This window comes from Ruminococcus flavefaciens (assembly GCF_900119075.1).
Lineage (GTDB): Bacteria > Bacillota > Clostridia > Oscillospirales > Ruminococcaceae > Ruminococcus > Ruminococcus flavefaciens_Q.
In genome coordinates, this window is record NZ_FPIP01000001.1 from 367,825 (window position 1) to 385,856 (window position 18,032).

11 protein-coding genes are annotated in these 18,032 nt (G+C 43.4%); 5 read left to right on the forward strand and 6 right to left on the reverse strand.

Annotated elements, in window-relative coordinates; genetic code table 11:
* Positions 1-29: 29 nt before the first annotated feature.
* From BT105_RS01605 to BT105_RS01620, 4 genes are all read right to left on the reverse strand, one after another.
* Positions 30-1,352, reverse strand: coding sequence for a threonine/serine exporter family protein (locus BT105_RS01605; RefSeq protein ID WP_072299089.1), 1,323 nt, complete (start codon positions 1,350-1,352; stop codon positions 30-32).
* Positions 1,353-1,463: 111 nt separating this feature from the next.
* Complete coding sequence (locus BT105_RS01610) at positions 1,464-2,090, reverse strand: response regulator transcription factor (RefSeq protein ID WP_072299090.1); 627 nt, start codon at positions 2,088-2,090, stop codon at positions 1,464-1,466.
* The gene (locus BT105_RS01615) at positions 2,087-3,649 is read right to left on the reverse strand and encodes a sensor histidine kinase (RefSeq protein ID WP_242940064.1); all 1,563 of its coding nucleotides are present in this window, start codon (positions 3,647-3,649) and stop codon (positions 2,087-2,089) included. The genes BT105_RS01610 and BT105_RS01615 overlap by 4 nt, the downstream gene beginning before the upstream one ends.
* Positions 3,650-3,820: 171 nt before the next feature.
* Complete coding sequence (locus BT105_RS01620; RefSeq protein ID WP_072299092.1) at positions 3,821-6,265, reverse strand: hypothetical protein; 2,445 nt, start codon at positions 6,263-6,265, stop codon at positions 3,821-3,823.
* 248 nt (positions 6,266-6,513) lie between these two features.
* Between BT105_RS01620 and BT105_RS01625 the strand changes: the two genes are divergently transcribed.
* Both BT105_RS01625 and BT105_RS01630 read left to right on the forward strand, forming a co-directional pair.
* Positions 6,514-7,557, forward strand: coding sequence for an AMP-binding protein (locus BT105_RS01625; protein WP_072299093.1), 1,044 nt, complete (start codon positions 6,514-6,516; stop codon positions 7,555-7,557).
* Between the two features lie 345 nt (positions 7,558-7,902).
* Entirely contained in the window at positions 7,903-9,831 is a 1,929-nt protein-coding gene (locus BT105_RS01630; protein ID WP_242940065.1) for a polysaccharide biosynthesis protein, read from the forward strand.
* A 128-nt stretch (positions 9,832-9,959) separates the two neighbouring features.
* On the opposite strand, the gene BT105_RS01635 is transcribed toward BT105_RS01630, so the two are convergent.
* Positions 9,960-12,878 carry a glycoside hydrolase family 9 protein gene (locus BT105_RS01635; protein WP_072299095.1) on the reverse strand — a complete coding sequence of 973 codons (2,919 nt, stop codon included), beginning with the start codon at positions 12,876-12,878 and terminating at the stop codon, positions 9,960-9,962.
* Positions 12,879-12,944: 66 nt separating this feature from the next.
* The gene (locus tag BT105_RS01640; RefSeq protein WP_024859699.1) at positions 12,945-13,247 is read right to left on the reverse strand and encodes a YerC/YecD family TrpR-related protein; all 303 of its coding nucleotides are present in this window, start codon (positions 13,245-13,247) and stop codon (positions 12,945-12,947) included.
* Between the two features lie 472 nt (positions 13,248-13,719).
* Between BT105_RS01640 and lon the strand changes: the two genes are divergently transcribed.
* Genes lon through lysA form a run of 3 tightly spaced genes read left to right on the forward strand, consistent with a single transcriptional unit; the run spans position 13,720 to position 18,010 of the window.
* Positions 13,720-16,062: an endopeptidase La gene (lon, locus tag BT105_RS01645; protein ID WP_072299096.1), complete on the forward strand. Its 2,343-nt coding sequence runs from the start codon at positions 13,720-13,722 to the stop codon at positions 16,060-16,062.
* A gap of 15 nt (positions 16,063-16,077) precedes the next feature.
* Entirely contained in the window at positions 16,078-16,686 is a 609-nt protein-coding gene (gene yihA / locus BT105_RS01650; protein ID WP_072299097.1) for a ribosome biogenesis GTP-binding protein YihA/YsxC, read from the forward strand.
* 25 nt (positions 16,687-16,711) lie between these two features.
* Positions 16,712-18,010 (forward strand): diaminopimelate decarboxylase, encoded by a 1,299-nt coding sequence (gene lysA / locus BT105_RS01655; RefSeq protein WP_072299098.1) that lies wholly within the window; start codon positions 16,712-16,714, stop codon positions 18,008-18,010.
* The last annotated feature ends 22 nt before the right edge of the window (positions 18,011-18,032 follow it).

An 18,032-nucleotide genomic window follows, 5' to 3' on the forward strand; every position in this document is an offset into this window, starting at 1 on the left:
AAAAGCTCTCCTTTCGGAGAGCTTTTCGTTTAGCTGCTTTTGCGGAAATTTTTGTCAGTAAGTATCCTTGCGAAGATAAGACCGAGTGGAAGTGCCGTAACTATCAGTACAGCCTTCGTGAGCCACATTTCGCCTGTCGTTATGTCGTTTATGACGATATAATAAACACCCTTATACATGAACATTCCCGGAACCATTATGACTATAGACGGTACGGTGAGAGTTATTCTCGGATAGCCTATCCAGTGGTGTATAGCAGAAGCAAGGAGTCCTGCTGATAATGCTCCGATAAATGCGGCAAGTCCAACGTGGACTCCTGCAAGATCTATCAGTTCCAATCTGAGAGTGTTTGCACACATTCCGATCAGCCCTGCTGTAGCAGCCATTTTTTTTGTACTGTTGAACATGAGTGAGAAGCCGTATACTCCGCAGAAGCTTGTTATCATAATAAATACCGTGCGGAGCAGGGGATCAAGCTCATAAGCCTCAAAGTCCTGCGGATAGAAGTGAAACAGCGTCGCACATAGCCAGCCTGTAAGTGTAGCAACTATTATGATAAGCAGGGCGTAGGTGATACGTTCGAGACCTGACCGCAGGTCGAGCTTGGCAAGGTCCATACCGCCTGTTATCAGTGGAAATCCCGGGATAACAAAGAGCATTGAGCAGATGTATCCTGCCTGATGTATTGCCGAAACTCCCATTAGAAGCTCAGCAAGCTTAATGAATATGACGTATGTACAGCAAGCCGAGGCAACTCCTGCTGCAACATTTGCAAAGAGAGTGATATGCCTTTCGAGGAGCTTTTTTCTTACGAAATTACCGATTCCCGCACCGAAAAAAGCGCATATCATCTCGATAATACCGCCTCCGAGGAGAAAAGTGAATGCGCAGCAGGCAAGTGCCGAAGCAAGTCCGAGAGACAGGGCTTTATAGTTGCCTTTCATATCCTGAAATTTATCAAGTATCATGTGGAACTGCTGAACGGAGTATTTCTCGGCTCTATCTGCAAAGCCGTCGGCAAAATGCTCCAGCTCATTGAGCTTATCAGTGTTTACGCCCGTTGTATTTATGGAAATAGCGTTTGTATAGGTCTCACTGCCGCTTATACAGGTATATTCAATAGACAGCAGACCTATATCGGCGTTGCAGGTTATCCCAAGAGCGCGTGATATCTTGTTCATTGAAGCTCTTACGCGCCATGCGGCTGTACCAACAGAAAGCATCATCAAGCCAACTCTTCCGACAAGAGAAGCTTTTTCCTGCAATGAAGCATTTTTTGCAGGTATATCGCTTTCGGTATTTACGATATCATGCCATTCGATCGCCATATGCTGTTTTCTTAGTTTACTCATATAACGCTCCTTTATATGCTTTAGTCTGTGTATCAAGCTATATTATACCACTTTTGCGGCTATAAAGCAATAGAAAAAATAAAACGGAAGTATGAACTTCCGTTTTAAATATTATATAAGGTTATTTTTTATTGCAAATACCGCAAGCTGAGTACGGTCCTTTACATTAAGCTTTTCAAGGAGCTTGGATACGCTGTTTCTTACAGTACCTTCAGCAAGGAAAAGCTGTGAGGCGATTTCCTTGTTGTCGAGTCCGTCGCAGATGAGTCTCAGAATGTTAACATCGCGCTCGCTGAGGTCGAAATTCTTTCCGTCCTGCTGTAAAAGAACGTCTTTTTTGATAGAACGGAAAATATTATTGCAGAATACATTGATACCGCCTGCAACTGCTTTTATAGAATTTATTATCTTGTCGTTGTCCATTTCCTTGAGGATATAGCCGTCTGCTCCACTGGAGATAGCTTTTTCCACTGTCTCCTTATCGTCAAAGGTCGTGAGTACGAGTACTTTGATGTCTGGGAGAGTATCCTTTATCTTTCTTGTACCGTATCCGCCGTCATAATCAGGCATTCTCATGTCCATAAGCACTACATCGGGCTTATAGCGTACGCACATCTCATATGCCTCTTTGCCGTCGGAAGCCTCGGCTACAACATTTATGTCCTCGTCGCTTACGAGGACTGCCTTTAATCCTGCTCGGAGTATCTTAACGTCGTCTGCTAAAATAACGTTTATCATATCTGCACCTCTTCTAATGGTATTTTTATAACAGTATTGAAGCCTTCGCCCGGTATTGAGCTGAATTTAACAGTTCCACCGAGTTTTTCCGTTCTTTCGCGGATACCGCGGAGTCCGTTATGCTCGGAAATAGTCTCACAGCCTTTGCCGTTGTCAAAAATATACATTTCAATACGCTCATTGAGAAATTTCAGGATTATATCTATCTTAGAAGCTTCAGAATAGCGCAGTGAGTTAGTGACGGTTTCACGGCAGTTGTCGTACATATCTCTTATACAGAAGCTGTAGCGTTCATCTTCCTCGCCCTGAACACAGAGCTCTATCTCAACTCCTCTTACAGCAGTAATTACTGTCTGAACAGCCTTTGTGACCGAGGTCATGAACTCGTCGTCACGGAGGTTATTGATAGTACAGCGAAGCTGAGTTACGCCGCTTCTTGAAAGTCCGTCGATCTCCTGTATGTTTTCCACCATTTTCGATGTATCGGGAGTTTCCTTATCAGCTTCAAATTTAAGCAGTCTTGCAAGAGAGCTTATCATAGTAAAGGTGTGACCTGCTGAATCATGCATTTCCTGTGCGATTCGGGTTCGTTCCTGTTCAAGACTGAGCTTTTTTTCAGCCGCGGCAAGCTCATGGTATTCCGTAACATTGCTTATGGTAACTACGCTTGCGACCTTATTGCCGTTTTGGTTATCGCAGTATGTCTGTTTGAGACTGTAATATTCCTTGTCACATTTTAATTCCAGAGATGTGAAATCTGCAGGCGCAGGACTGCCGCTGACCTCTGAAACAGCACTCAGAAAGCTTTCTATGCTTGTTGTGCCTTTGAGGAACGGCAGAGTATCAGCGTATTTATTTTTGTAGGTTATGATGCCGCTGTTATCGAAAATGATAACGCCGCTGTTAATGTTATTGATAGTATCGCGGATAGCGATGTTGTTGATATTAAGAAGCCCGTATCGTCCGAGGGCGATTATTATGAGCAGGCTCGATAAGCCGAAGAACAGCGGAGTAAGCGTTGCCTTTGAGGTGAATATGCCTGTAAGCGACAGGGTATTGATTCCAAGCGGTATCGCCGCAGAAAGTATCAGCAGTATCGACTGCTTGGTTATCTGAACGGAATTTCGGGTATGCTTAAGGCATATTATGGTAATGCCTGCGATTATGCAGATGTAGTATATTATCTGATATACGTAGAAAAGCGGTCCGTATGTAAATCTATGGTCAACAAAATCCGAGTAGTACAGATGATGTATGGGATTTGTGCACACAACGCATATAGATGATATGGTTATCAGCGGCAGAATCCAGAGAAGCTTCATTTTCTTCTGACCGTTGTAGGTGTATTCCTGCGACAGCCACAGCCACAGAGGTCCGAAGCAGCTGATACCTATATTGCCGATAGTGTAGCTTATCCAGTACTGCTGTTTCGTATACGAAAAAAGTATCAGGAGCTCAGATATCAGCCAAAGTACGATAGATGACTGACAGAAAAGAAATAAATGAGTCAGTCTGTTTTTATTGCCGCGTCTTAGTATCCATGTTATCGAGCCCAGCATTCCGCAAAGACCGATCGCAAGGAGTACGGCTGAAGTTATGGTTGGCGTTGTAATGCACCTCCATTTACAGTGATAATATATATAATAATTATAACACATTAATAGTTTTTCGGCAACCTTTTTTTGTAAAAATATAAAAATGCTCCGCAATTAAGCGGAGCATTGCTGGATTTACCATGTCCAGCCGCTGAATCTCTTAGCGACTGAGGACTTTATAGTCTGATTATTCTTCTTGCAGTATTCATTGCCTGCTGCAAGAGCTATAAGTGTGATACCTGCTAAGAAGAGGTATATCCACCAGTTAAGTGCCATGAGATACTCTCTTGTTGCGTAAACTGTGATAGTGAAGAGCGAAGCTGCTGAAGCTATGAACCATGTCTTTGATCTTGCCATTATTGATACTATGAGCACGAAGAGCATTACTGACATTACGAAGATAGTATTTACTGCTGTATCAAAGTAGAGTGCGTCAACAAGGAGGGCAATGAATGCTGTGAGGTATATGCTGTTTGAAGCGCACTTTGATACACTTGGGAACTGACGCCAGATAAAGCGGCAGGCAAGTCCTACCAGTGCAACGATGCCTATGGATATCTTCCATGAGATCTCCTTTGACTCTGGAACGAGAAACGGTCTGAACATAAGTGCCAGAGCTGTGAGTGAAGCTGTTACTGTAAGGAGTATAGAAGCTGCTTCCTTTGCAGTGTTTTTCTTTATGAATGAAGCACAGTAGACTGCTATTGCTATAAGGAAGAAGAATACAGAGTTCCTTGAAGTATCCTGATACATCATAATTATTGCTATCCAGCCTGAGAGAAGCATTGGATCAAAGATAAGTCTGTCATTTGACTTTACGATGATACCGTTGTTGTAAATGAGCTTGGAAATAGCCATGTAGATACAGAATACTATCATAAATACGATAGTTGTTGCGAGCTTGCCCTGTGTGCCTTCGTCAAGTATAGCATATACACAGCTGAGAAGTGCTGCTGATGAAAGAAGGGCTGTAACGTTGCAGCGGAGCTTGTTTGATACTGCGAAGTGAATGAAGCACATTAGCGCAGGAAGTAACATAAGTTCTCTTGCTGTCGGAACAACTATGAGTAAAAGTCCTGATACGACCATGTTTACGTAGAGAACTACATCGTTGCTGCGTGGGTGCTTTGCGTGGAAGTTGAATGCGAATTTGGGGAGATATGCTATAAAGACAGCTGCTGCGATAAGAACTGCTGCAAATATGCTCCATGCTGCTGAGTATGCTGTGTTTTCATCAAATCCATATGCGTTTGATACGTAATATGCAGTCATTCCTGTGATGAATGCAGGTATCACAGGAGCTGTAAAGCCTGCGATAGACTGGATAATTTCATTTTTATGGAAGATATATGCTGCAATTATAGCTGAAACTGCTGCTGCGAAAAGCATTTCAGGTATGAAACCTTCCGGCTTTGCTGAGTATATGCATACAAATGCGCTTATAACTGCTGTTAAAAGGCTGATGGATTCTGTAAAAGCGTTCTTAAGGAAAGGAACGAAGCAATGTGCAAGGTAAATAGCTATTGCGAATGCACAGAATGAAATTATTCCGTATCTTGCCTCTGATACCTGAGCTATATTAAGTGATGTCATGTATGCAAGAAGAACAGTTACCATAGTGCTTATGGAAGTAAGAACGTCTTCCTTTGTTTTCTTTGCATAGAAGAGAAGCTGAGCTATCATAGCTGCAAGAATGATGTAGCTTATGAAAGTCGAGCGGCGAAGTGACTGGAAAACGTAGATAACAGGGAAACAACCATAGATAAATGCTGCGCACGAGCCGATTATCTTTATAGCGAGTTCGTTTTTCTTACCCTTGAATATTTCTGCACCATAGACAGCTGCTGTGATAAGCACCTGAAGTGCAAGGAACACGGGAGCTGTTACCATAAGGTCGCTGCTTATCTGTAATACTGCGAAAAGCGCTGTAAGAGCTGTTGCTGAAAGAGCTGTGTAAATAAGCGGAAGCTTACTGAATATCTTGTCGCCGATAAACATCATTACCGCTGATATTCCTGTTGCTATAGCGAGAAGCGCATACATTCCGCCGCCGCCGAATGAGAGCCATTCGCCCATGAGTTTATAATAGCCTGCTGTCAGGAATGCTGTAGCTATAAAGCCTGAGCCGAGAACGTAAAATGAAGTTGATGTTCCGTTGAGCTTGAGGAATTTGCCTACAACTGCGCTGAGTAAGAATGATACCGCTGAAGCTGCCATTATGATAGCAACTCTGCCTTCGTGAGAAGTGTGTACCCACTTAGCAACGCCGAATGCAAGACCTGAAAGGACTACGAATGCTGTTCCGATAAGGAAGAGTATATTTGATACAGTCATGTCGTGCTTCTTTGCAGCCTTTGGAGGCTGAGCTGCCGGTCGATTCTGATATGCCTGCGGAGGCGGAGGACAGTTCGGATATGGTGGCTGAGGACAGCTGTAGTAGCCGTTCTGCATAGTATAAATATAAGGTGGGTTCTGATCTGTTTTTTTGTTGCTGCACGCTTTTACTATTCCGATTATAACAAGCGGAATAATGATCGGCGTAACCAGTATAAGCATGGTGATAATAGGATTATTTAACATAATCATCATCCTTTCTTTATGTCTGTGTTGGTTTTGCTGTGATTATATGATAACACGTTTTTTAGTGAAATGTAAGGTGTCATCTGTCACTTCTTGAGTGACATTTGTCACTAAAAAAGTGACAAATGTCACTATGAAATAGTATTTTAAATGTGGTAAAATATGGATATGCTTATTTTTGCTTGAAACAGCATAATAAAGATGATATAATTATAGCTGATTTAAAAGTTTGGAATGGAGTAATATAAATGAAGAAACAACTTATCATTCCCGAGAGATCGGTATATGATAATCTTAAAAGAAGCGCCAAAGAATACGGCAGTCTTTGTGCTGTTGATTATTTTGGCAGGGAGATATCTTACCGTGAACTGGTACGTGAGGTAAACAGGTGCGCTTGTGCACTTGTTGCTATAGGTGTAAACAGGGGAGACGTAGTATCAGTCTGTCTGCCTAATGTGCCGCAGGCAGTGTATCTTTTGTATGCGGTAAACAAGCTTGGCGCAGCTGCCGATATGATAGATCCATACTGCGATGAAATGGATATAAAAGACGGGCTCGTGAAAAGCGGCAGCAGGTATATCTTTGCACTGGAAAGCATTTCCTCTAAGCTTGAAAACATAGTTGATGCCCTTGATATAAAGCTTGTTGTAACTGCGTCTGTCAGCGACGAAATGCCACTTGTGATGAAAACAGGTCACATTATCAAGAATTTCGGTAAAAAGAAGCGAAAAAGTCCTTTTTTGGACTGGAACGGTTTTATTTCCAAGGCTTCGCCTACCGACAGATACATAGTTGTTCACAGCTCAGGTGAAACGGCGGCAGCTTTTATAAGTGAGAGAGATGATTCGCAGAGCATTTCAGTAAGCAATAAGAACTTCAATGATTTTGCATTGTATTGCCTTGAGGAATGCGGCAATATAGATAAGGCGGACAGAGTTCTTGCAGTTGTGCCCATATCTCAGGGATTCGGCATAGGCACCTGTATCCATTCTGTTTTTTCAGTTGGCGGAACAGCTGTCATACTGCCTAATTTCAATAATAATGACATCGACAAGGCTATCATAAGATACTGTCCGAATGTAATTGCAGGCGACAGCAGAATGTACAAGGTTATGGCGGAGAGCAGCGGTTTTGACAGTAAGGATTTAAGCTTTATTAAGACTGCAATTTTGGCAGGCGGTAAATTTGAAGAGACTTTGAAAAAAGAGATTAGAGAGCTTCTTTGTTCATGCGGAAGTATATGCAGGATATGCGAGATCGAAAGTCTGACCGATCATATTGCCGAAAAATAGCATTAAAAAGGATATACAAAGAGTTAATACACTTTGGAGTTCTACAGGCGATAAATCGGCGATAAGTCATATTTTTGCATGAGAAGCTTAAATTATGTGGCTCCTTTGGCAATATTGACGAATTTCAATGAACTTTTTTATTGATTTCATATTTAGTATTGATTTTTCGGAAAACAGTTATTATAATAAAATCATATTAACATAGTTGAGGTTATATATATTTATAAATATTTTTAAAGGTTGATTTTAACTTTTAGTATTATTTTTAGCTTTTAATCGTTATATCTGATCAGGCTAAAAATGTCGCATAGCGGCTGAATCGGAGGGATTATTGTTATGAAGGAAATGTGCAGGAATTTTAAATGCCGAAAAGTTATTCTTGCTTTTGCAGATGCGTTTATCATCTCAATGGCGGCGCTTATCGCAAATTTTATTCTTTCATTTGCGGGGAAAGCACTTGATGAATCAAGTATTATTGTTTCAATCGCCGTCAGTTCCATATGCTGTATCGGAAGTTTGCTGATAACAGGGGCATACAGTAAGCTATGGCGCTATTTCAACAGAAAAGACTATCTGACCTGTGTATACGGAGCTATAGTTGGTATCTTTGCTTCAGCTTCTATAGTGTATATAATCAGCAGAACGCTTTATCCTTTGTATACGATGCTTCATCTTATGATACTTACTTTTGGCATATGTCTTTTCAGGTATATGTTCAAATGCACGTTTATCAACCTTGTAAAGGCTGAGCCATTCAAGGGCAAGCGTACTATGGTAATAGGCGGCGGACAAGCCTGTAGAACTATCCTTAAGGAGATTCACAATGCTCAGAATTCTCCTTATACAGGAGACAAGCAGGTGACTCTCTTTGATCCTGTATGTATTATTGATGACAACAGGGACAAGGTAGGCACTGAGATAGGTGGAGTTCAGGTAGTCGGAACTACAGCTGAGATACATAGATTTATCAGAGAGAAGAAAATTGAGCAGATACTCTTTGCTATCCCTTCGTGCCTTGAAGATGAGCGAAAGCGTATCCTTGATATATGCTCAGATACGAAGATACCCGTAAAGATAGTGCCCTTTATCGGTAATCTTGTATTTGACAGCGAAAACAAGACTATTATCAATCAGATACGCGATATCAAGGTCGAAGATCTTCTCGGACGCGAGCCTATCAAGTTTGATAACAAGGATATCCGTGATTTCATCGGTGGAAAGGTCTGCATGGTAACAGGCGGCGGCGGAAGTATAGGTTCCGAGCTTGTTCGACAGATAGCCAAGTATAATCCCGAGAGAGTTATTATTGTTGATATTTACGAGAATAACGCCTACGATATTGAGCAGGAGCTTAAAATGGAATACGGCGATGAATTATCGCTGGTAACTCTGATCGCTTCTGTAAGGGATTATTTCCGCATGAATCAGATATTCGATACTTACAAGCCCGATGTTGTATTCCATGCAGCTGCCCATAAGCACGTACCTCTTATGGAGGTATCTCCAATGGAAGCTATCAAGAACAACATCATCGGTACATTTAATGTTGCGACTCTGGCACAGTATCATAACGTCGAAAAGTTTGTAATGATATCAACCGACAAGGCAGTTAACCCCACAAACGTAATGGGAGCTTCAAAGCGCTGCTGCGAGATGATAGTTCAGTATCTTGCACAGCAGCATGAAGGCAGAACAGAGTTTGTAACAACACGTTTCGGAAATGTTCTCGGCTCAAACGGTTCTGTAATCCCTCTTTTTAAGAGACAGATAGAGCAGGGGAAACCTGTTACGGTCACACACCCTGATATTATACGTTATTTTATGACTATTCCTGAGGCTGTAAATCTTGTTATGGAGGCAGCTGCCATAGCAAACGGCGGAGAGATATTTGTTCTTGACATGGGAAAGCCCGTCAAGATAGTAACTCTTGCAGAGAATCTTATCCGTATGTATGGCAAGGAGCCGTATAAAGATGTGGAGATAAAGTTCACAGGACTTCGCCCCGGTGAAAAGATAAAGGAAGAACTCCTCATGAATGAGGAAGGCTTACAGAAAACATCAAACAAACTCATATTTATCGGTAAACAGATAGAGATCGACGAAAGAAACTTTGCTTTCCGACTTAATGCGCTGAGAAATGCTGCTCTCGAAAACAACGAGAAGGTTGCGGTAGATGCTCTTCACGATATGGTACCTACGTTCACAACTCCGGAAGCCTTCAACAGCAAGGAGCTCAAGAAGGAAACAATGGAAAAGGCTGCTGCGTCAGCTTAATAAATGCTTATCCGTTCCTTTCGGGGGATATTGGTACAGCCGTTCTTGCGAACGGCTGTATTTTTTATTACGTATTATAAAAATAAAAACGGAGAACTTTTAAAGTTCTCCGTTTTAGTTACTGATGATTACTTCTTAATTGGAAGTGAAGTAACCTTTTTAAGTAAATACTTCTGGATAGCCAGTGCATCGCCTGTAGACATACCCGCTGATGAAAGATCACAGTCTGCATTGCTCTGGCCCTCTGCTGTAAGGTGGTTCTTATCGGTACCCTTAAGACCATACTTGTTTGGGTTTGAAAGTGCCTGCATTATAAGTACAACATCTGACATATCGACCTTACCGTCGCAGTTAGCGTCACCGTATGAAACGTTGGTTGGTGTGTCGTCGGTCTTAGAAGCCTCAGTCTTTGTTGTAGTTGTTGTCTTTGAAGAATCAGACTTCTTTGTGGTAGTAGTTGTTGTATCCTTGTCAACAACGTACTCGCTGCCGCCTGCTGTTGTGCCGTCTGGCTCTGTACCCCAGATAAGCTTGTCATCAGCGTAGAGTGTTACCTTATCTGTGATAGCAGAAGCAGCGTTCTCGTCCTCGAAGCTTACGAGGTCAGGGTAGCTGTAGTCGTTTGAAGAATCCCACTCAGGATAGATATTTGTTTCAGGATCCATCTTTGTTGTAAGAGCGAACTGATATACACGGCTGCCGTAGAACTTACAATCCTTCCATGTTACATCAACGTAGTAAGTACCCTTGTCGTCGTACTTGACAGGATCGGAAAGTACAGCGTGAGACTTGTTGTTTGTATAACCTGCCTCCTGATCGTAGTCGATACGAGCAGTGATATAATCGATTCCGTAGCCCTGATCGATGAGCTCCTGAATATTGAAGTAGTATCTTGCCTTTACATCGCACTCAAATCTTGGAGGATTGATTGTTCTGTTGTGGAGAACAAGCTTGAGCTGGATACCGTCTTTCTTTTCCTGAGCCTTACCGCCTGATACGAAGTATCCAACAGGAAGCGGATCGCCGTTCTCGTCTACCTGATCGTAGCCGATAGCGTTGCTTGACATATCAAAGTCCTTGATGACGTAGTTTTCTTTTTCGTCAACCTTGCCCTTTGCACCGTAGTAGTGGTAAAGACCTGCAAGGTCGCCGCAGAAGCCTGCGTTATAGTCGTCGGTAACTTCGTTGTAGATGTAGTCCTTTGTCTCGTCAACGTGAACGTCCTTGAGGTCAGGACCGCCTACGAGAGCACCCCAGAGGGTATGTACCTGAACGATAGGATCGTCCATGCTCTGTGTAGCTGAGCAGTGTGATGAACGGTGGTGTGGGTGGCTTGCAAAGTTGGATTCATAACCTACTTCGTAAGAGTATCCCATTGGGTTCTTACCGAGGATGTATTCCATCTGAGCCTTTGCCCATGGGAGGAATGTCTCGTCGCCTGTGGTCTTTGCGTATACGCAAGCACAGAGTCCTGCAGCTGTATTGTAACGAGCTGAACCGTAGCCTGAAACAACTGCCCAGCCGTTAGGAGACTTAGCGATGAAGTCGCCGCTTGTTTCGCTGTCAGGAAGTTCAGGGATCTTATCGCAAGTCATAGGCATATTCCAGAGATAATCGTCTCTGCCGAAATACTTATGACCGTGAACCGGCTCATAGCCCCATGCAGAGCAGTCAGTTGTCTTTGAGCAGCCTGACCAGAACTCAAGGTTGTAACGGAAGATGTACCAGTCACGTGCAGTATTTGTAATAGGAGCAAGCTTTGCGAATACGCCGCCCCAAACAGTATCCCAGCAGTGAACCCAGATATTCTGCCAGCAGTTGCCTGTATCAGTAATGATACGCTTCATATAGCCTGTGTAAGCGTAAGAAGGCTGCTGACCTGTCTGAGCCTGTTCATCATATGAACCACTGTCAGAAATTGGCTTAGTAGTATCAACTGAGATAATATCATCTATGTAATCATAGTTTTCAGTACAGTAGTAGAGCCATACAGCAGCCCATGCAAGCTCATCGTAGTCGTAGCTTGATGTATAGAAGCCGCCGTCGTAACCAAGGCTTGAGTTGCTTGGAACCATACCTGGCTTCCATTCCTCGATATGAGTCTCTACAGCGAAATCGTAGAGAGCCTTGGCGTACTTGAGACACTCGTCAGCGTAATCGGGATCGGTATCCTTGAAGTTTAGGTAGTTGATAGCCAGTGAAGCGGAAGCGCCTGCACACTGGTCTGAAGCCGGCATCTCTGTTGTAGCGAAGTAAGCAGGACGCTTAACTGCACATGATGAAGAAGCAACCATTGTGTTGTCCTGCTGGAGCTCAGGAGGACACCAGTAGTTATGGTCGTTGTTACCTTCACCGACCTGATAGCAATATGCAACTACTTTTCCGTCGCCGTCAAGGAATGTAGCCTTCATGAAGTAATCATTGATCCAGCGGAGCTCGTCCTCAACGTGCTTGTCAAGACCGAGGTCCTTATAGGAATCGCGGAACTCATAATAACCCCAGCCTACAGTAGAAGCTGAATAGCTGCCTGGGAGACCGAACTTTACGTGGTCACCTGCGTCGTGCCAGCCGCCTGTGAGGTCAACAGTACCGTTTCCGTCGGGATCAAGGTACTTCTTGTTTGCTTCTATAAACTTTTCGGACATATTTACGCCTACATAAAGATCCGGATCGTCGTCGCCGAGATTTGGCTTCGCCTTGCCTTCGTCGCCCTGACCAAGTCCCTGATCCTCCTTGAGCTGATCGTCGGTCTTACCCTTTCCGACAGTCGGCATAGGATTCATTGGCTTGAGCGGGATCTCACCGTCGATAACGTGACAGTTAGCACGCCATGAGTAGTAACCGTCATCTGCTACCTTGTCGCCGCACTTGTTTGCGTCGTAGAAACAAAGTGCGAGCTGCAGTGCTTCAGCGTAGTTGTGGTAATTGTTTTCTTTGCCCTCGGTGATGACCGCGGCGTTTGCGCTTGTCGCGATACCGCTTGATAAGAGAGTTGCGGCAGCAGACAGGCAGGCTAAGGATTTCTTGAATATCTTCGCCCTCTTCATTTAAGATCTTCCTTTCAAGAATGATTATTGTCTGAGCTTTTTATCGTCATAGCTCAGTAAAGACATTTATTTGAGCAGATTCTTCCCCTTGAGTCTGTCAAAAACAATATTATAGCCGTCGTTTCCGTCTTTGAGGGAACGGTTTACTCTGCTGATTGTAGCAGTGCTTGCTCCTGTCTCGGTAACGATACTGTTGTAGACTCTGTGCTCGTCGAGGAGCTTTGCAACGTGGAGACGCTGAGCAAAGGATTTCAGCTCGATGCTTGTACAGAGATCATCAAAAAACTTATAGCAGTCGTCGACGGATTCAAGTGTAAGGATGGCTTCAAAGAGCAGATCCATACTTTCTGATTTGATTTTTTCGATCATTACAATTCTCCAATCTGCCATAAAGGCATAATTAAACAGTTTTATACTTTACATTGTAACACATTATTACGCAAAAGTAAAGTATTTTTTTGAAAAGCAGCTTTACTTTTTGTTTAATGAAATATAAGTATACTATTATTTATACCTTTGTGTAAATGATACCATAGAATCAACAAAAAGTAAAGGATATTTTGTGAATTTCGCAATTTTTGGTGTAACGCACCAAATTACCGCAAGTTTTCGTACAAAAGAACTATTTTCCTGCTTTAATTATTGTTGATAAAGAATTGTTGGTATCTATTTTTAATTTTGGTAGGATTGTGATTTAATTTTGTTTTGCATGAGATGATAAAATATGTTGATGTTTTCCCGTGAGGGGTTGAAATTGTTTCGTTTTTATAGTATAATAAATCTAAGCCTATATTTTTGGCTGAAAGGATTAATATGATACCAACAGAAATGCGGTGATTTTATGGAACAGACCATTAAAAGTGATAAAAATATTGAAGAGAGCAACATTCTTTACACAGTTGCGATGAGAGGTCTTGTTGCGTTTCCGAAAATGGTAATGCACTTTGATGTTTCAAGAGCGAAGTCTATCTCCGCTATAGAGCATTCTCTTAAAGAGGGAGGCAAGCTTTTTCTTGTAACTCAGCATGAGGCTTATATAGACAACCCCAAGGCATCCGACCTTTACAAGGTGGGAGTGGTTGCAGAGATAAAGCAGGTCCTCAAGCTTCCTGACAATATCATGAAAGTGCTTGTGGAGGGCGTATACAAGGCAAATCTTGTCCGTCTTATCGACGACGGAGAAGTTCTTAAGGCTGAGGTAAAGCGCACGCCTACATATTCCCGTGCAAAGTTCGATGAGGTAGAGGCTGAGGCGCTTATGCGTTCAGTCAAGGACGTTTTTGAGAGATACGCTTCTTTCTTTCCGAAAATGCCAAAGGAGCTTCTTACGTCTATAATGACACAGGATTCTCCTCTGAAACTCTTTGAAACCGTCACCTTCAACTGCAACCTCAACTACAGAGACAAGCAGACTCTTCTTGAAGAGACAAATGTTATAAACAAGCTGTCAGTACTTTTTGCCTGTCTTACTTCCGAAGTAGAGATACTTGAACTTGAAAACCTTATCAATGAGCAGACAAAAAACAGCATAGATAAGGGACAGCGAGAGTTCTATCTGCGTGAGCAGCTCCGTGTTATTCAGGAGCAGCTGGGCGAGGATGAGGGCGAAGAGGCTTTCGGCTACATCAATGATATAATGGAGCTCAAGATAGATGAAAAGAGCAGGGAAAAGCTTTTGAAAGAAGCCGATAAGCTTACAAAGCTCCCGCCTTCATCACAGGAAGCCTTTGTTATCAAGAATTATCTTGATACAGTGCTTGATCTTCCATGGGGCAAGTACACAAAGGCTAAGCTCTCAATGGATAAGGCAGAGGCAGTCCTCGAAAAGGATCATTACGGTCTCAAGAAGGTCAAGGAAAGAATACTCGAATTCCTTGCTGTTCATATGCTCAATCCCGAGATAAAGGGACAGATTATCTGTCTTGCAGGCCCTCCCGGTATCGGTAAGACGTCTATTGCTAAGTCCATAGCAAAGGCTATGGGACGAAAGTATGCAAGAGTTTCACTTGGCGGCGTAAGAGATGAAGCTGATATCCGCGGTCACAGAAAGACCTATGTCGGCGCAATGCCGGGACGTGTCATCACTGCACTTACACAGGCAGGCTCTGCAAATCCGCTGATACTCTTTGATGAGATCGATAAGCTTTGCAGTGATATAAAGGGCGATCCGTCCTCTGCGATGCTTGAAGTTCTTGACGCAGAGCAGAACTATGCGTTCCGCGATCACTTTATAGAAGTGCCTTTTGACCTTAGCAAGGCAGTATTCATTACTACAGCAAATAACGTAAGCGCTATACCTGCGCCTCTTCTTGACCGTATGGAGGTCATAGAGCTCCCGAGCTATACAGCTGAGGAGAAATTCCATATTGCAAAGGAACACCTTGTGCCAAAGCAGCTCAAGGAGCACGGATTGAAGGCTTCACAGCTGAGAATTACCGATGACGCTATCAATGAGCTTATCCAGTATTATACTAAGGAGGCGGGCGTTCGTTCACTTGAAAGAAGCATTGCTTCACTTTGCAGAAAGGCTGCCAAGAAGATAGCTGCTGACGAGGCAAAGCGTGTTAGCATAAAGGCTAAGGATATCAATAGCTACCTTGGTATCAGAAAGTACCTCAGTGACCTGTCATCACAGAAGGATCAGGTAGGTGTTGTAAACGGTCTCGCATGGACATCTGTCGGCGGTGTGCTTATGCCAATTGAAGTTCTTGTAATGAAGGGAACAGGCAAAATCGAGGTAACAGGCTCACTCGGTGAGGTAATGAAGGAAAGCTCCAGAATTGCTGTAAGCTATGTGCGCAGCATTGCCGACAAATACAAGATAGATCCTGATTTTTATAAGGATAACGATTTGCATATCCACGCTCCCGAGGGCGCAGTCCCCAAGGACGGCCCGTCGGCAGGCGTGACCATGACTACCGCGCTTGTATCTGCTCTTTCAGGCTTAAAGGTTCGTTCAGACGTTGCAATGACAGGTGAGGTGACTCTTCACGGAAAGGTTCTGCCCATAGGCGGACTCCGCGAAAAGACAATGGCGGCTTATAAGGCTGGCATAAAGACAGTTATTATCCCTGTGGCAAACAAGCCTGACCTTGAAGAAGTAGATCAGGTGGTAAAGGACGCAATTGAATTCGTATACGCAGAGAATCTGAAAGATGTTCTTGATACAGCACTGATAAAGTAAACAGGAGGGAACAGCGTGAAGCTAAATTACAACAAAGCGGAATTTACCGCTGCATATGGTAAGTTCTCGCAGATACCTGCTCCCGAAAGGATAGAGATAGCATTTGCAGGGCACTCAAATGTTGGCAAATCCACTCTTATCAATAAGCTTTTCAACAGAAAGAATCTTGCGAGAGTCAGCTCAGTTCCGGGAAAAACTGCTACTATCAATTTTTACGGACTTGAAAACCTTTATTTTGTCGATCTGCCGGGGTACGGCTATGCTAAGGTGTCAAAGTCCGAAAAAGACCGCTGGGCAGGACTTATCGAAGGATATCTCGGCTCTGACAGAGATATCAGGCTTGTATTCATGCTTGTTGATATGCGTCATGCTCCAACAAAAGATGATGTTCATATGATAAATTATCTTATAGATACGGAAATGCCTTTTGTACTTGTGCTGACAAAGGCTGATAAGCTGAACAAGACAGAACGTGCAAAGCGCATGGAGGCTTTCAAGGACGAGATACCGTGCTTTGAGGATATCCACTCAATTCCGTTTTCATCACAGACATTTGAGGGCATTGAGGAGCTCAGACAGATAGTTGAGGATATCGCAGACGACAATGACGTCGCTGACGAATAAATTATACCCGAAAGGATTGTTAAAAATGTTTGTATCCGAAAATTTAAGCGTCAACAGCGCTGGGCATCTGGCTATCGGCGGCGTTGATACGGTGGAGCTTGCAAAAGAATACGGCACTCCGCTATATGTCATGGACGAACAGGTCATAAGAAACAGCCTGCGCCGATTCCATGACAGTATGAACAAGTATTATGACGGAAAAGGCGAAGTTCACTACGCAAGCAAGGCTTTTTCCTGCATGGAGATGTGCAGGGTGGTTGCCAGTGAGGGCGACGGACTCGACGCTGTTTCCATAGGCGAGCTGTACACAGCTTATAAGGCAGGCTTCCCGATGGAAAAAGTCGGTTTTCACGGCAATAACAAGACAGATGAAGAGCTCAGATATGCTCTGGAATATAAGGTCGGACACATAATCGTTGACAATATCAGCGAGCTTCACAGACTTGAAGCTATCGCAGGCGAAATGAACGTAAAGCCGAGCATAATGTTCAGGATCAAGCCAGGTATCGACGCTCATACTCACGATTTCGTAAAGACAGGACAGATAGACAGTAAATTCGGCTTTGCCCTTGAAACAGGTGAAGCTTTTGAAGCGGTTAAAGAGGCTGTAAGCTGTAAAAACGTACATCTTGCAGGCTTACACTGCCATATCGGTTCTCAGATATTTGATATTGCGCCTTTTGAAGAAGCAGCAAAGGTAATGCTTGGCTTTATCGCCGAGATAAAGGCGAAGCTGGGCTTTGTTGTCGAGGGGCTCAACCTTGGCGGCGGTTTTGGTATAAAATACCTTAACGAACACGATCCTGCGCCTTTTGAAGTATACCTCGAAAGAGTATCCTCTGTTGTCAAGAACGAGTGCGCAAGACTTGGCATTGAGCTCCCGAAGATGTTTATCGAGCCGGGACGTTCTATTGCAGCGCCTGCCGGTATAACTCTTTACACAGTGGGCGCGCGTAAGGTGATACCCAACATCAGAACATATATCTCAGTAGACGGCGGAATGGCTGATAATCCGAGATATATCCTTTACGGTTCTGAGTATGACGCTGTAGTTGCAAACAAAGCGAATGAAGAACGCACAGAAAAGGTAACTATCGCAGGTAAATGCTGCGAGAGCGGAGATCTTATCGGCGAGAATATGCCACTTCAGCACGCAGAATCAGGCGATATCATTGCTGTGTGCGCTACAGGTGCTTATAATTACTCTATGTCGTCAAACTATAACAGGCTCCAGAAGCCTGCGGTAGTATTCATAAACGAGGGCAAATCAAGAGTTGTTGTCAAGAGAGAAACTCTTGATGACATAATCAGAAACGATATATAAAAAGAAAACGGGCAAGAATTAT